A 15,663-nucleotide genomic window follows, 5' to 3' on the forward strand; every position below is an offset into this window, starting at 1 on the left:
TATTCGTTAAGCTTAATAAAGTCGTGGATTTAGCACTCAGTGCTATTAATTTATATTAAGCTAACCTTATAATAACCGCATATTACGGATAAAGCGTGTGTATGCAGATTGAACTAAAGGAGCAATCGAATGCTGATTTTGACTCGTCGTGTGGGCGAAACATTAATGATAGGTGATGAAGTTACTGTGACCGTTTTAGGTGTAAAGGGTAACCAAGTCCGGATCGGTGTGAATGCACCTAAAGAAGTCTCTGTGCATCGTGAAGAGATTTACCAACGGATTCAAAACGAGAAATCTGATCCATCTTCTGAAAGCGGAAATTTCTGATTTAATTAATCGGAACACGCTTTGTCATTAAAGTCAGCTTATGCTGGCTTTTTTTTTGCGTCGCATCAATTTTACTCAGTAGATCTTATCCATAAAGCCCTGGCTCAGACGTGTCTTTCAATATGGGTTAAATCCAGTTAACGGTTAGCGGTTTGTTTTATACCAATCCTTATAAATATCTGATCAGTTCAGAGCTTTGTCAGTGGTTCGAAAACCAGCCAAATTGGTGACGTCATAGTGGTGCTATGGCGAGACAATTTGGTGCCGTAGTCGGGCCGCTGAAAAGCTCCCGCAGGGCGAGTTTATAAGGGGTGTATGCTGCGTTGGCCGATGTCGACTTATCCCGATAAGCCTTCCATCGGCCGCCTTGCCTACTTTCCCTTATAATACTCGCTGAATGAACACATATTTATGCGGATTGGTATTACCCTTCTGATGAAATATTTCATCAGTTAGCGGCGTTAAAATCCTTATATGAGCCATAAAAACAACAATGTGCTTAAAAACAGTTCAAACGGAGTGGGTTTCCTAAAAAGGGTTTGACTTATTTTCGTCAAACAGTAATATGTGCGCCAAGAAAACGGAGAGGTGGCCGAGTGGCCGAAGGCGCTCCCCTGCTAAGGGAGTATGGGCTTTAAATCCCATCGAGGGTTCGAATCCCTCCTTCTCCGCCATTTCTTACAATAGACGAACGATGCGGATGTAGCTCAGCTGGATAGAGTACCTGGCTACGAACCAGGCGGTCGGAGGTTCGACTCCTCCCATCCGCACCATAGTTTATTAATGTGATATTTGAATGCGCGTGTAGCTCAGCTGGATAGAGTACCTGGCTACGAACCAGGCGGTCGGAGGTTCGACTCCTCCCACGCGCACCATTCACACTTTGTTGAATTTATTTTCAATGGAGTGATTAGCAAAATATCACCACAATACAGATTTCGCGCGTGTAGCTCAGCTGGATAGAGTACCTGGCTACGAACCAGGCGGTCGGAGGTTCGACTCCTCCCACGCGCACCATGTTTTGCGGAGAGGTGGCCGAGTGGCCGAAGGCGCTCCCCTGCTAAGGGAGTATGGGCTTTAAATCCCATCGAGGGTTCGAATCCCTCCTTCTCCGCCATTCTTTACAGTTAGCACTGGCAAGTTAGAGGCCTATGACTATAGTAAGAATGGCAAAGTAATTGTAGTAAGAAATAAATTTGCGCGTGTAGCTCAGCTGGATAGAGTACCTGGCTACGAACCAGGCGGTCGGAGGTTCGACTCCTCCCACGCGCACCACATTAAAAAGCCTCGCAGTAGCGAGGCTTTTTTCTTTTCCGATTTTAAGTTTTAAATTCTAGCTTCTAAATTCAAACTTTCTGCAGCATGTAACCTATTGTTTTATATCAACACCGTCTATAGTGTACTTATCGTAAATCACATGGATGTATCCCACTATGCGCACCGCTGCTAAATATTCATTACTGCCACTATTCGTCATACTTTACTCTGTGACTGTTACTACTCACGCAGCAGAGCCTGTCCAACCGCTCTCAGAGCTGAGTTATGTGCCTTTCCCTATGGGTTATGACTATATGGACAAGAAGGCATTGCTCGAGCTTGAGAAGGCCATAAAGACACGTGACAACAAAGTCGTGCGTGAACACGCTTGGAAACTGTGGGCGGGCATTATGCAGCCTGCCCCAGGTTCAGATTGGCCGTTATGGATGAGTTGGCAAAACTCCTCAGTGGTGTTTGCTGAAAAACCCACTAAGGGCGAGGTAAGCAGCTTAAGCACGCAAAAAATCCATCACACAATGAGAGCGCAAAATAAATTACATTCGCCTAAGGTGAATACCCAGTCTCCTCTGTACCGTGTTCCCGATTGGATCTTGCAGCAATATCCAGATTCGGTGAGTTATGACATTCAGTCTCAGACTTTTTCAATTAAAGACGGCAAATATTTTCTCTCTAATGGCGACATCATGATCGCGACTGAATCCATTTCAGAGCAAGGGGTGAAAAGTTTAGTCGATGGTGGATTAACCCAAGTCAGCACCTTAGATAAGTTACATAAAGATGGCATTAATGGTGTGAGTGTTAATTCTTGGACCATAGTTACTAAGCACATGTATTGGCCTGTGAAGAAGGATGGGTTAACCGGATTGCCTGTATGGTGGGATAAGCAGTATAAAACCGATTTCTCTGGCTATGTGGGCTATGAGACCTGGGATCGCGCGATTGCGATTGATCCTAGCGGCGCTAAAGCGGGTAAAAAAGCTGAAGTCAGTTATTTATATAATCTTCATCATTATGACGGTACGCCTTTGCCTACAGTGAATAAAAACGTTAACACCTATTCGATTAATGACTTTTATCATCATAAAGTGACTCAGGCAGATTGGGATACCTTTGATAAAAACGATCAAGCCATCATCCACAGTGCTAGCCTATGGGCTAATGGTCGTCCTTTTGAAGTGGGGGATTTCTTAGTGACAGTGGCGATGCACATCAATACTAAGCAGCTCCCAGCGTGGACATTGGAGTCTGTGTGGTGGTCAGACACGCCTAATGAAGGAGAGTATTCAACGCACAGACCGTCTCTAAATCATGCCAAGGGCCCATGGAAGCATTACTTGTTAACAGAGGCGTTTCAAACCCAAGCCGATAAAGACGGTAACTTACCCATAGCGGTGAATCCTTACATTGAGGGAGTAACCCATCCAATCGCGACAAATTGCAGGAATTGCCATGTCAGGGCCGGCTGGCCGGCAGCATCAAAAACCTTGCCTAATGGTGCGAGTTATCAAAACCCCCTATGCCAAGGATTATTAACAGCGTTAGCGCCTGAGGATACTTGTTTTAAATCCATCTTATTGACAGATTTTATGTGGATAGTGCCAGACAGGGCGAATTAGCATAAAAGAACAGGCAGTAAGATCAATAAAGGAGAAGCATTTGCTTCTCCTTTATTGTGAATGACAGTAAATTGATGAGGTTAAGAGAGCGGTTATTTACTTACTTGAGTGCCATCTTCGTCTGACTCATTAGCATAAAACTGTGCTTCATCTAATTGGCCTTCGCTTTTACCCACCACAACAGCAGTCATCATGTCACCTGTGACATTGGTGGCTGTGCGGATCATATCAATTACCCTGTCTATAGCGGCAATAAAGGCGATACCTTCAAGGGGGAGCCCTACCACACCTAAAGTTACCGTTAGCATCACCATGGCGCTACCAGGCACGCCTGCTGTACCTACAGAGGCGACAGTTGCAGTGACTGCAATGAGCAGGTAATCCATCATATCTAATGGAATACCATAGATTTGCGCAATAAAGATGGCGGCAATAGCAGGGTAGATCCCGCCGCAGCCATCCATGTTCATGGTGGCGCCAAGGGGTAACACAAAGGCACTGTAACGCTCAGATACACCCATAGACTCAGTACAACGGGTACTGGCAGGCAGGGTGCCAAAGCTTGATGCGGTGCTAAATGCCACAATCTGCGCCGGTAGCGCTTTGCGGAAAAACTGCACAGGACTTAGGCCTGCGGCAAATTTAACTAGGCCGCCATAAACAAAAATAATGTGGATTAGCGCGGCAACATAAATAGCAATAATAAACTTACCTAAAGGTAATAGGGTACTTAAGCCATATTCACCCACCACCCAAGCCATTAAGCCAAATACACCAATGGGAGTCAGTTTTAGCACCATACGAGTCAGCTGGAACATCACTTCGGCGCCCGCTTCAAACATTTTTTTCAATGGCTCGGCTTTTTCACCGACCGCATTAATGGGGATGCCGATTAAAGCGGCAAATACGATAATTTGCAGCACCTTACCTTCGGCTAATGAGGCAAAAGGATTCACAGGGATCATATCCAGCAGCACTTGGGAAAATCCTGGAATATTTCGCTCACGCACTTCAGCACTTGCAAGCTCCAATGAACCGCCCATATCGATTGAGCTACCTACGGCCAGACCAATAAATGAAGCGACTGTGCCTGTGAGCATAAACATGCCTAAGGTTTTAAAACTTAAGCGCTTAAGGTTAGTTTGTGAGCCTAGCGAGGTAATGCTGACGACGATGGCGCACAGCACCAAAGGAGCGACCAGCATCTTGATGGCTGCGATAAACAAATCCCCAAGGGGTTTAAAGATGGCGGCAGTTTCACCTAAAAAAACACCGGCTAGGGCACCTAGCATGAAACCTGCGAGGACTTTTTGCCAAAATGGCATACGTGCAAGGGCGTTAACTATCATTGTGGTTCCAAATAAGTAGATAAATACGGTGAAGAATAAAAAGAGCGTGTTGAAAATAGAAAGAAGCATGACTCATAACACTGAAGCCAAGTCTAAGTTTAAGATCGTTATAGATGTAATAAAAGCATTAAGGGCATTGTATTGAGTGAGACATGAAGTGACAATGTCATTTTGGTATAACTTATCACGATAAGATTATGAATAGTCTTAGATAAAAGATTAGCTTAGCCAGTGACTAGAGTGGGGAGTTGAGTGGAACAATTAGCCTTAATGTTCTCGGGGGCCTTGATGGCAGCGACTGTACTTCCCGGTGGCTCGGAACTACTCTTGGTAGGTTTTTTAACTGCCGAGCCGCAAACTTGGTTTGGCTTGCTTATTGCTGCAAGTCTTGGCAATACCTTAGGTGCCATGACAAGTTACGGCCTTGGACGAGTGGGCCGCAATGGGATCACTCCAGAGCAGCTTGGCACTCAGTCGATGAAAAAAACCTTAACCTGGCTTGAGCGCTATGGCTACTGGGCGTTGTTATTGTCTTGGCTACCTGTGATTGGCGATCTGCTGTGCTTATTAGCTGGTTGGCTAAAATTACCCTTATTGCCTTCAAGCTTGATGATGTTAATGGGTAAGACGCTGCGCTATTGCGTGCTTATCGGGCTGTTTTTTGGTGGTGCAGAATTTTTGGCCTAGTTCGTTAGTTTTAGCTATTTTTTGCGAGTCACAATCTGAATGAATTGTGCACAGATGCGCTTGGAGAGAGAAATGAATAATAGATGGATGTTAGCTTGTACCATCAGTGCTATTTTGGCCGCTTGTAGCCAAACTAAAGATCAAACTGGACTCAGCTCAGGTGCACAGCAAAACAGCGCCACAAATTATACCAGTAGCATTACCCTGTTAGAGCAACATTTACCAGATGCGGGGGAGGTGGGAATCGCTTATAAAAAGTATCAGCTTGATAATGGCCTTACCGTCATTTTGCACCAAGATAAGTCAGATCCCTTAGTGCATGTCGATGTGACCTACCATGTGGGCTCGGCCCGAGAACTCGCTGGCCGTAGTGGTTTTGCTCATCTGTTTGAACACATGATGTTTCAAGGCTCACAACATGTTGCCGATGAACAGCATTTTAAGCTCATTACCGAGGCGGGGGGGACCTTAAATGGCACCACCAATACAGACAGAACCAACTACTTTGAAACGGTTCCCAGTAATCAACTGGAAAAAATGCTCTGGTTAGAAGCCGACAGAATGGGATTTTTACTGCCAGCGCTGACGGATGAAAAATTCGAGTTGCAGCGCGAAACCGTGAAGAATGAGCGGGCACAGCGCATTGACAATAAGCCCTATGGCCGCTTGAACGAGCGCTTTAATCAGGCGCTTTATCCCGTCGGGCACCCGTATTCTTGGCCTGTTATCGGTTGGCCAGATGATTTAAACCGTGCCACTACAGAAGATGTTAAGCAATTCTTTAAACGCTGGTATGGCCCCAATAACGCCACCTTAACCATAGGCGGGGATTTTGATGAGCAGCAAGCCTTAGCTTGGGTTGATAAATACTTTGCCGACATTCCTAAAGGCCCCGAGGTGAAACCTCAAGCAAAAACCTTAGTGACCTTAGATAAGACTCGCTATCTTTCGATGGAAGATAAGGTGCATTTGCCGCTAATTTATATCGCATTCCCAACGGTTTATGCCGGCCACCCCGACGAAGCCCCCTTGGATTTGTTGGCCAATATTTTAGGCGGCGGTAAGACATCACTATTTTATAAAAATTTAGTTAAACAAGGTCATGCGGTGCAGGCCAGTGTGAATCATCCTTGTCAGGAGCTGGCATGTCAGTTGTCTTTATATGCCTTAGCTAACCCGAGTCGGGGTGGCAAGCTCAGTGAACTGGAACAGATGATTACTCAATCCATAGCCGAGTTTGAGCAGCGCGGGGTCACGGATGAAGATTTACAAAAGGTGAAAGTGCAGTTTAAAGCCAGCACCATATTCACCATGCAAAGTGTGGCCGGCAAAGTGGCAACCCTTGCCAGCAATCAAACCTTTTTTGGCAAGCCGGATTTATTGGCAGATGACTTGGCTCGCTATCAGCAAGTGACCAAGGCCGATGTGATGCGAGTGTTTGCGCGTTACATCAAAGATAAACCGATGACAGTGATGAGTGTTGTTCCAGAAGGGGCTAGGGCATTAATTGCAAAGGCGGATAATTTCACCCCCGCACAGGCGGCACCGGCCAAAACGGCGGTTACTTTACCCGCCACCTTAGCCAATACTGTATCTGCAGAGCCTGGCTTAAGCAATCACAATGAGTTAACTAAAAACACAGCGCCGCGGCATTTCGATAGGGCCTTGGTGCCTGAAGCTGGCATGGCGCCTGTGATGACAGTGCCACGTCTGTGGCGCCAAACCCTTGCTAATGGCATTGAGGTGATGGGCACTCAGAGCCTTGAAACCCCAACAGCTGAATTGCTTATCTATCTGGAAGGGGGGCATTCGTTAGTGCCGGTTGAAAAGGCTGGGCTTGCTGGACTCACAGCGGCCATGCTCAATGAATCTAGCACATTACGTAGCACTGAAGCCTTGGCGCAAGCATTGGAGTTATTAGGCAGCAGCATCAGCTTTGGATCATCAGACAGCCAAAGCTATATCAAGGTATCAAGCTTAACTGAAAATCTTAAAGCGACCCTTGAAATAGTGGAGGAAAAACTGTTTTCCCCAGCCTTAAATAGCGAAGATTTTGAGCGTCTCAAAGAACAGCAATTACAAAGTTTGCAGCATTTAAGCTCAGATCCAAGCTATCTGGCAAGCCAAGGCTTTGCCAAACTCTTGTATGGCGAAAATAGCAGTTTAGGCGTTAGCAATACAGGCACCTTAGAAAGCATCAAGGCCTTGACGCTCTTGGACGTGAAGCACTTTTATCAGACGCAGTATTCAGCCTCTGTGGTGAAAATGGTGTTGGTGGCGGACCTCAATAAAGCGAGTATTATCCCCATGCTGAAAGGATTTAGTCAGTGGCAAGCGACCCCTGTGAGCCAGCCTAAGATGGCGTCGTTTCCAACCCTTGCTAGCGGGAAAATCCACATTATCCATAAGCCGGGCTCAGCCCAATCTGTGATTTATATTGGCAAGCGGGCGCTTCCTTATGATGCCACTGGTGATTACTTTAAAGCCTATTTGATGAACTATCCTCTGGGCGGCGCCTTTAACAGCCGGATTAATTTGAATTTGCGCGAAGATAAAGGGTATACCTATGGGGCGCGCAGTCAGTTTTCAGGGGATAATAAAACCGGACAGTTTTTGGTGACTGCCAGTGTGCGAGCTGATGTGACTGGGCTGGCATTAATTGAATTTATTAAGGAAATCAAGGCTTATCAAACTGAGGGCATGACAGCCGCTGAGCATGACTTTATGCGCAGCTCCATCGCCCAAAGCCAAGCCTTAGATTATGAAACACCATATCAGAAGGCGGGGTTTGTGCGTATGATCCAGCGTTATGATTTAGCAGAAGATTTTACTTCAAAGCAAGATGAAATCATTAAAACTGTGAGCCTAAGTGAACTCAATGCACTGGCGCAATCCTTACTGGATTTAGACACTATGACTATCTTGATTGTGGGTGACAAAAACCAACTGACGGAGCAGCTTAAGGATTTAGGCTATCCTATTCAACTGATGAATTGACCCTAGGCTATTGAAAACAGCCGAAACACCCCAATATAGGGTTGAGGCTGATTATTTGAGCCTCAAGTTGAAGAATGTGGCCTGCATGCTTATTTATCTTAATTAAGATGTGAATTGCAGGAAATAAACTTGTTTAATCTCGGGTCTGTTGCTGACAAGATACGCGGTTGAATACTAATAAAGAGAAGAGAATATTGATGTCATTCAATAACACTGTCGACCAACTCAGTGATGCACAGGGCCGTGAAGCCTTATTAGGTATGTTTCGCGGCATAGAGCGTGAAGCACTGCGTATTGGTACCGATGGTCAGCTAGCCACAGACCCCCATCCTAACGCATTAGGTTCGGCATTAACCCATTCTCGGATCACCACAGATTACAGCGAATCCTTGCTCGAATTTATTACTCCTGTCCATCAAAGCATAGATGCACTATTAGAAGATCTCACTCAGACTCATGCCTTTAGTGTGCGTAACCTTAACGGTCAGAAATTATGGCCTGTGAGCATGCCTTGTTATGTGGGTGATGAGAAAAATATTCCCATAGCCCAATATGGCAGCTCAAATACCGGTATGATGAAAACCTTATATCGTAAGGGCCTAACTCATAGATACGGCGCATTAATGCAGATAATTTCTGGGGTTCATTTTAATTTTTCTGTGTCTAATGAGCTGTGGCAGCGCCTCTATGAACTTAGCGACACTAAGCTTGGACTCAATGATTTTATTTCAGAATCCTATTTCGGTTTGATCCGCAATTATCGCCGTTTGGTGTGGGTGTTACCCTACCTTTTTGGTTCATCTCCGGCCATATGCAGCTCTTTCATTAAGGATCAAGAATTCGATTTTGAGTTTATGAAGACCGGTAAAGGCACCTTGTATTTACCCTATGCCACCTCATTGCGTATGAGCGACTTAGGCTATACCAACAAAGAGCAAGATACCCTTAATATTAGCTATAACTCTTTACCTGAATACTTAACTGGCATTCGTGCGGCGATTAAGATGCCCTCGAAGAAATTCGAAAAAATTGGCGTCAAAGTCGATAACGAATATCAGCAGCTCAATAGCAACATTTTACAAATCGAGAATGAGTTCTACTCGCCTATTCGTGCTAAACGCGTTACTAAACGGGGTGAAAAACCTTCAGATGCGCTGTCTCGTGCTGGGGTTGAGTACATAGAAGTCAGGGCACTGGACGTGAATCCATTTAGCCCAGTTGGCATAGATGCAAACCAAGTGCGCTTCTTGGATTTATTCTTACTGCATTGCCTGCTAAGTCCATCAGCGCCAAGTTATGGCGAAGAAGAAGGTGAAATGACTGCCAATTTAAAGGCAGTGGTACTCGAAGGTCGTAAACCTGGACTTGAGCTCACTAAAGCCGGTGAACCTATCTCTATGTCAATCTGGTTACAGCAGCTATTCGATGCTTTAGTTCCCTTAGCAAAACTGCTGGATGGTGAGCATGAATATGCGTATCAGACCGCATTATCGACCTGGGAAAAAACCATTGCGGATCCCACTAAGACGCTGTCGGGTCGCGTCTTGGATGAAATCATCACCAAGGGCACAGATCATTTCAGTTGGGTGAAAACCTTAGCTGAGGATTACCACAGTTTCTTGAGCCAATATCCGTTATCTAATGAAGTGACTGAGCGCTACAAAACAGACGCTACATCATCCCTTGTGGCTCAACGGGAGCTAGAGGCCAGTTCAAACCAACCCTTTAGTGCCTATTTAGATGACTATTTCTCAATGTCAGACAAGGCATAGTGACGACCATGAAGGCATCAAATCGCCATCTTGTTACGGCAATATTAACTGGACTCCTGCTGCAGGGCTGCGCCTCATCGGCGAATGATATGTTGCAATGTGGTACGGTTGCAGCATATTTAGCGCCAGAGCCTCAATTGGCTAACTACCGTGTTGTGGTGACCCATCTTGATAGCAATGCTGTTATCTCACGGCCAACGTATCAATTAGTGCCAGGACGCTACCAATTTACTATGGTGGAACTTATCGATTCGAGCCAACTTAAAGTCTCATTATCAGCAAGGAAGGCCAAGACCTTGGTTGTGGATGTCCAAGCCGATACGCTTTATCACCTTGCCGCTCGTTTTAACACAGATAAAATCTATCTAGGTGTTGATGAGAATTATTGGACACCCATCATCGCTGCTGAAGAAAGTAAAACCTGCACTATGGCTAAAAGCCGGCTACAACCTTGAGCTTATTGTGAATGTGAGGCTTGATGGCCTGTTAATGTGAATATCAAGCGGATAACTCCATTTACAATAAGCTGGCTGCTTGGCGTTTGCATCTTAAGTTATTAGATGTAACACTAAGGTAAGACTTTGAAGCTGTAGGTTTTTAAATGGATTTTATCCTCCCCCAATATCAGGCTCGCCTTGCGATACTCCTTCGTTTATTGATTAACGGATTAGCTGCTCATTATCGTTCGTTACTCGCCCTAGTGCTCAGTTTATGCTTGTCTGCTTGCGCGACTTCTCCGCCAAAACAGCCCGATAATATCTGCGCCATTTTTAAAGAACACAGAAGCTGGTACAAGGCCGCCATTAACACCCAAGAAAAGTGGGGGGTTCCTGTGCATGTGCCCTTTGCGATGATGTATCAGGAAAGCTCGTTTAAACATAATGCCGCGCCGCCAATGGAATACTTTTTAGGTTTTATCCCCACGGGGCGGGCCAGCGATGCCTACGGTTATGCTCAGGCAAAAACCATGACCTGGGATGATTACGTGCGCGAGACGGGCAACTCTTGGTCTAGTCGCAGTGATTTTGATGATGCCATGGATTTTATGGGTTGGTTTATTTATAAAACCCATAAAATTAATGGGGTGTCAAAGTGGGATGCCAACAAGCAATACCTTAACTATCATGAAGGTTGGGGCGGCTATAAGCGTAGAAGTTACCATGCTAAGCCTTGGCTCATTAAGGTGGCAAAGAAGGTTGGCAATCGTTCATACCGTTATGCTAAGCAGTATAAACAGTGCAAAGAGGAGTTGGATGCTTCTTGGTTTTGGCGAACATTTATAAATTAGAGAGTTACTGTGCTAGTTTGAATTCCCAATGGACAGGCCCCATTGATATGAGCTGATATCAATGGGGATTTTTTATGCTTGCTTTAAGCTCTTTTTAGTGCGTTTCTCAAGGTACATGGCAGAATCTGCTTGTTTAAATGCCTGATGCCAATCTCCTTGGTAGTCGGCAATCCCTGCACTAAATTGCACTTTAAATCCAGCCTTGGGGTTATCTAGAAGTGCGGCTAATTCGGCAAGCTCTTTAACCAGTTTATGTTCAGGACCATGGCAGATAAGCACAAATTCATCGCCACCAAAACGGCCTAATAAGGCTTTATGTGGCCAGATAGTTTTCATGGCATCGGCTAAGGCTGTGATGGCATGATCGCCTGCTTGATGGCCATGAATATCGTTGATTGTCTTGAGGTTGTCCATATCTAAGATCACTAAGAAACTGCCCAGCTGCGGCTTGTGCTGCCATTGGCTTAATCTTTCTTCGAATCGTTTACGGTTATATAAGCCTGTTAACGGATCTGTATTAGCCAGCTTTTGTATTTGTTGTGATTTTTGGTATAAGGCAATAGCGTTGCTGGCCTCATGGGTTAAAATTCCCACCAAGTTTCGATCATAGTCGTTAAAGGCGCCGTAATTGCCACTGTCAAGGTTGAGCATGGCGTAGAGTTTGCCGTCAATGTGGATAGGGCTGGACAAGGTGGAGCGAATGGGCTGGGTTGCTGCCGTTAATAAGATATCTTGCTCTTCTTGGGTTAAGTTACTGGCGGCATTAACGTGTTGCATATTATCTATGACCACGACGCGATCGCAGCGGCCATCGGTTAATCTAAACTCAAACGACTGTTCTAGATGAAATTTAAGCTTTTGTAACTGCAATAAGTCTAACCCAACAGTACATTCAAATTTGAGTTCGTTCGTTCTTGGGTTGACTAAAATGATGCTGCCCATTTCGGCGCCATCGATAACCCCAACGGCTTTATTGAGTAGCGCATCTAAGAAGGCGTGTTCGTCTTGGTATTGGCTGGAAAGATGGACCAGTTCGTAGGTGGCATCATTGATATTGACCACTTGCTCTAAGTGTTGCCATAAGCGAATGATGCGGCCTTGGTGCAGGTAATAACTTAGGCTATAGCCAAACAGGTACACAATGCAGATAAGTGATAAAGATAAAAAGTCATGTTGACTGCTCGGCATCGCGAAAGTAAACACCAAAGAAAATAAAATCAGTGGTAACACTAATAATACTATGTGGTATCTAAAATCTAACGTGTCTATTTTTTTTCGCTTGAGGCTGTCCTGTTGCTTCACCAAATATCGTCCATATGAGCTAAATCTTAGCCATTATAAAACCTTTTTATATAGCATGCACTGAAACAGGTTTAAATTCTAGTCAAATTAATAAGCTAGCGGGTTTATATAGAGTAAAAATCAATTTATAAACCCTAACATAAATCCGCTAACCATCGATTAACTGCGACTGGCCTTGGCGGCCCACTCAAGTGGCGCTTGGTATTGCTCTGGTAGCCATAATGACAGCAATTTAAGGCTCTGGCTTAGCTCAACCTCATCTTGGGCAGATAAATTAAGGTGTCCGACCTTGCGGCCAGGCCGTACTGCTTTGTCATACCAAAAAAGCTCACCATTGCTCAGGCTTAGCCAGTTATTGTCTTTTTCTACCCCGATAAGATTTATCATTACCGCCGGGTAATTCACCTTAGGTTCAGGCATAGGCAAGCCAGCAATAGCCCGTAAATGCATTTCGAACTGACTGATATGACAAGCACTCTGGGTCCAGTGGCCCGAGTTGTGCACTCGCGGGGCAAGCTCATTGACCAGTAAATCATCGCCGATTTTAAAGCATTCCATGGCCATCACGCCGACATAGTTAAGCTCATTCATTATGCAGCTTAACATGGCTTGCGCCTTGGTTTGCAATGACTCAAGCCGCGCTAAAGGGGCGACAGAAGCCATTAATATACCGTCTTGATGCAGATTGAGAGTCAAAGGGTAAAACACGCAGCGCCCGTCTTGGGTTCTCGCGCCCACAAGCGAGACTTCTTCATCGAAATTAATCGCTTGCTCTGCAATGGCCTCATCGCGCCAATCGGCTGGAATATCCGTTTTCTCAGGCTGCTTCAACCAGTGCTGACCTTTACCATCATAGCCGCCAGTACGGCGCTTGAGTAACACGCGCCCGCCATAGCGTTGATGTAACGCTGCCGATTGAGTCTCTTGCTGGACTAACTCCCAAGGCGCGGTGGCGATGGCAAGTTCATCAAGTAAGGATTTTTGGCTGTATCTGTCGGCAAGTCGAGCAAATACAGGGCCATTAATAAAATGGCAATGCTGACTTAATTGCAAACTAATGCTGGACTCTGGCCATTGCTCGCGCTCGACGGTGATGATGTCATCCTGACCTAAGACAAGGGGTTCAGCCTGAGGCGACATAATATCAACCGGTTTAACATGCAAGGCTAAGCGCTCACCGGCGTGAGCCATCATGGCACCTAGCTGTCCATTACCTAAAACCCAGATAGTGTGTGGCTGTTTCATTAATCGACTCTCGGATCGGGATTCTCTAATACGGTGCGGGTTTGTTGCTCTCTAAAGGCATCAAGACGTGCCGCAAGCTGTGCATCATGGTTTGCCAACATTTGTGCGGCGAGTAATCCGGCGTTAAACGCCCCAGCTGTGCCAATAGCCAGTGTGCCAACGGCTATGCCTTTAGGCATTTGTACTATGGATAATAAGCTGTCCATGCCTGACAGGGCTTTACTTTGCACGGGTACCCCGAGTACAGGAAGGCGAGTCTTAGCGGCAATCATGCCTGGTAGATGAGCCGCGCCGCCAGCGCCGCCTATGATAATTTTAAAGCCGGACTTTACTGCGGCACTGGCAAATTCCATTAACTTATCCGGAGTGCGGTGCGCCGAGACAACTTCCACATGGTAGGGCACTTGCAGTAAATCTAAAATATCGGCAGCGGCTTCCATGGTCGGCCAATCACTCTTAGAACCCATAACGATTGCAACTTGGGCTGACATGAACACTCCTTAAGGCACTTAATATATTGGGGTTAACTAACGCAGTATTTAGAGGGATGCCCCTAAAAAAGGTGCTAGATAATAGCATGGCTGTGGGTTTTGTTGGGCGTTTCAGTGTTTTGCTGGGCTAAAACTCAGTTTCTGATTACGAATGCTCAAAAAGGAGGCGCGAGTGTGAGTCTGGTGTTTATCGCCGCTTTTTTATGACTGATGTAGTGGCACCTTTTGGGAGGCAAGTCTATAAAAATCGCAGTGCGTTACTGCGACTTTTCAAATAGTCACCGTATGGAGGTTAATTTAAGATGAGTCAGAATTTCAGCTTCAGAGACAATCCCTGTAATGCTAAAAATTAATTTCGACCTCTGAGCGTAAGCTGTTGGCGATAAAACAGTTAACGTGGGCTTTATCGTGCATCTTGGCTAAGGTCTCATGATCGACATTGACTCCTTCTGCAAACACGACTTTGGGGTTTAAGATCATCTTGGTCACGGCAAGTTTTCCAGATTCGGTTTTACCTAAATCGGCACTGGCCTCATCCACATAACTGGCTACCGGCAAACGTTTTAAATGGGCTATGGCTAGAAACGTCAGCATATGGCAAGACGATAGTGCAGCGAGCAAGTTCTCTTCAGGGTTGATTTTATCTTCGCTGCCCTTGTATTCAGGCGCAGAAGAAGCGTGGATCACTTGGCCACTGCCATAGGTGATTTTATGATCGCGGCTAAAATCGTCAGCCACTTGCACTGAGTTGTCCCAGCTTACCGTGAGTTGAAATCCCATCTACGAATATCCTTAAATTGGGTGAGTGTTAGGCTTTACTCTAGGTTCAGGCGTGACACTGTCACAACATATAGCCTCGAGGTTTTTATTTTTAAGTGTGTCAGCGTCTATTGGCTACTTTATCACTAGCGGCCTTCTAGTGTGAGAAGTTTCGCTATTAATTCGGATAGGGTTTGCTATTTTTTGGCGGCTGTCATTACCTGAATCCTAAATGATGAAGCATAAAAGGAACTTTTTGTATTTGAGTCTCTCTTATATTAAGCAAGTTTGGCGTTTCCCCTAGCTTGAGTGATGTTGAATTAAGGACTAGACTCAAAAATCCTAGCGGACATTTAGGTGACAGGGGTAATATGGATCACGGCTTAAATGTCCAAATGGGTGAGAAGGGTTAAAAGTACAGGCAGGGAAGTCTTGTGGGCTATAATTTCTCTGTTAACTAAAAACGTACTGATAAAAATGAATTATTTCATTTTTTTATCCATGTCCTCTTGTGATCTTGAGCACATGCCCCCAAGTCTATTTATGTCACAA

Annotated in this window: 12 protein-coding genes and 6 tRNA genes; 13 read left to right on the plus strand and 5 right to left on the minus strand. The window is 45.4% G+C overall.

Annotated features, from left to right (window positions below; all coding sequences use genetic code 11):
- Positions 1-129 precede the first annotated feature (129 nt).
- From csrA to SDEN_RS06340, 8 genes are all read left to right on the plus strand, one after another.
- Complete coding sequence (gene csrA / locus SDEN_RS06305) at positions 130-327, plus strand: carbon storage regulator CsrA (protein ID WP_011495659.1); 198 nt, start codon at positions 130-132, stop codon at positions 325-327.
- Positions 328-909: 582 nt separating this feature from the next.
- Positions 910-1,001 (plus strand) — tRNA-Ser (locus tag SDEN_RS06310).
- Between the two features lie 22 nt (positions 1,002-1,023).
- Positions 1,024-1,100, plus strand: a tRNA-Arg gene (locus SDEN_RS06315).
- 25 nt (positions 1,101-1,125) lie between these two features.
- A tRNA-Arg gene (locus SDEN_RS06320) sits at positions 1,126-1,202 on the plus strand.
- A 65-nt stretch (positions 1,203-1,267) separates the two neighbouring features.
- Positions 1,268-1,344 (plus strand) — tRNA-Arg (locus SDEN_RS06325).
- Positions 1,345-1,352: 8 nt separating this feature from the next.
- A tRNA-Ser gene (locus SDEN_RS06330) sits at positions 1,353-1,444 on the plus strand.
- 81 nt (positions 1,445-1,525) lie between these two features.
- Positions 1,526-1,602: transfer RNA gene (locus tag SDEN_RS06335), tRNA-Arg, on the plus strand.
- A gap of 158 nt (positions 1,603-1,760) precedes the next feature.
- Positions 1,761-3,221 (plus strand): hypothetical protein, encoded by a 1,461-nt coding sequence (locus SDEN_RS06340; protein WP_157599840.1) that lies wholly within the window; start codon positions 1,761-1,763, stop codon positions 3,219-3,221.
- 92 nt (positions 3,222-3,313) lie between these two features.
- Here SDEN_RS06340 and SDEN_RS06345 read toward each other — a convergent pair whose 3' ends face one another.
- Positions 3,314-4,570, minus strand: coding sequence for a dicarboxylate/amino acid:cation symporter (locus tag SDEN_RS06345; RefSeq protein WP_041405711.1), 1,257 nt, complete (start codon positions 4,568-4,570; stop codon positions 3,314-3,316).
- Positions 4,571-4,822: 252 nt separating this feature from the next.
- Between SDEN_RS06345 and SDEN_RS06350 the strand changes: the two genes are divergently transcribed.
- From SDEN_RS06350 to SDEN_RS06370, 5 genes are all read left to right on the plus strand, one after another.
- A complete protein-coding gene (locus SDEN_RS06350; RefSeq protein ID WP_011495662.1) occupies positions 4,823-5,257 on the plus strand; it encodes a YqaA family protein in 435 nt (144 codons plus the stop codon).
- 72 nt (positions 5,258-5,329) lie between these two features.
- Complete coding sequence (locus SDEN_RS06355; protein ID WP_011495663.1) at positions 5,330-8,254, plus strand: M16 family metallopeptidase; 2,925 nt, start codon at positions 5,330-5,332, stop codon at positions 8,252-8,254.
- Positions 8,255-8,451: 197 nt separating this feature from the next.
- A complete protein-coding gene (gene gshA, locus SDEN_RS06360; RefSeq protein ID WP_011495664.1) occupies positions 8,452-10,026 on the plus strand; it encodes a glutamate--cysteine ligase in 1,575 nt (524 codons plus the stop codon).
- A gap of 8 nt (positions 10,027-10,034) precedes the next feature.
- Positions 10,035-10,481 carry a hypothetical protein gene (locus tag SDEN_RS06365; protein WP_011495665.1) on the plus strand — a complete coding sequence of 149 codons (447 nt, stop codon included), beginning with the start codon at positions 10,035-10,037 and terminating at the stop codon, positions 10,479-10,481.
- 146 nt (positions 10,482-10,627) lie between these two features.
- Positions 10,628-11,314, plus strand: coding sequence for a hypothetical protein (locus SDEN_RS06370; RefSeq protein WP_011495666.1), 687 nt, complete (start codon positions 10,628-10,630; stop codon positions 11,312-11,314).
- 72 nt (positions 11,315-11,386) lie between these two features.
- Here SDEN_RS06370 and SDEN_RS06375 read toward each other — a convergent pair whose 3' ends face one another.
- From SDEN_RS06375 to SDEN_RS06390, 4 genes are all read right to left on the minus strand, one after another.
- Positions 11,387-12,616, minus strand: a complete 1,230-nt coding sequence (locus SDEN_RS06375) for a sensor domain-containing diguanylate cyclase (protein WP_041406105.1) — start codon at positions 12,614-12,616, stop codon at positions 11,387-11,389.
- A 159-nt stretch (positions 12,617-12,775) separates the two neighbouring features.
- Positions 12,776-13,861 (minus strand): 5-(carboxyamino)imidazole ribonucleotide synthase, encoded by a 1,086-nt coding sequence (purK, locus tag SDEN_RS06380; RefSeq protein WP_041405712.1) that lies wholly within the window; start codon positions 13,859-13,861, stop codon positions 12,776-12,778.
- On the minus strand, positions 13,861-14,352 hold the full coding sequence (gene purE / locus SDEN_RS06385; RefSeq protein WP_011495669.1) for a 5-(carboxyamino)imidazole ribonucleotide mutase: 492 nt from the start codon (positions 14,350-14,352) through the stop codon (positions 13,861-13,863). The genes purK and purE overlap by 1 nt, the downstream gene beginning before the upstream one ends.
- Positions 14,353-14,694: 342 nt before the next feature.
- The gene (locus SDEN_RS06390) at positions 14,695-15,132 is read right to left on the minus strand and encodes an OsmC family protein (protein WP_011495670.1); all 438 of its coding nucleotides are present in this window, start codon (positions 15,130-15,132) and stop codon (positions 14,695-14,697) included.
- Positions 15,133-15,663: the final 531 nt, after the last annotated feature.

Source organism: Shewanella denitrificans OS217 (genome assembly GCF_000013765.1).
Taxonomy (GTDB): domain Bacteria; phylum Pseudomonadota; class Gammaproteobacteria; order Enterobacterales; family Shewanellaceae; genus Shewanella; species Shewanella denitrificans.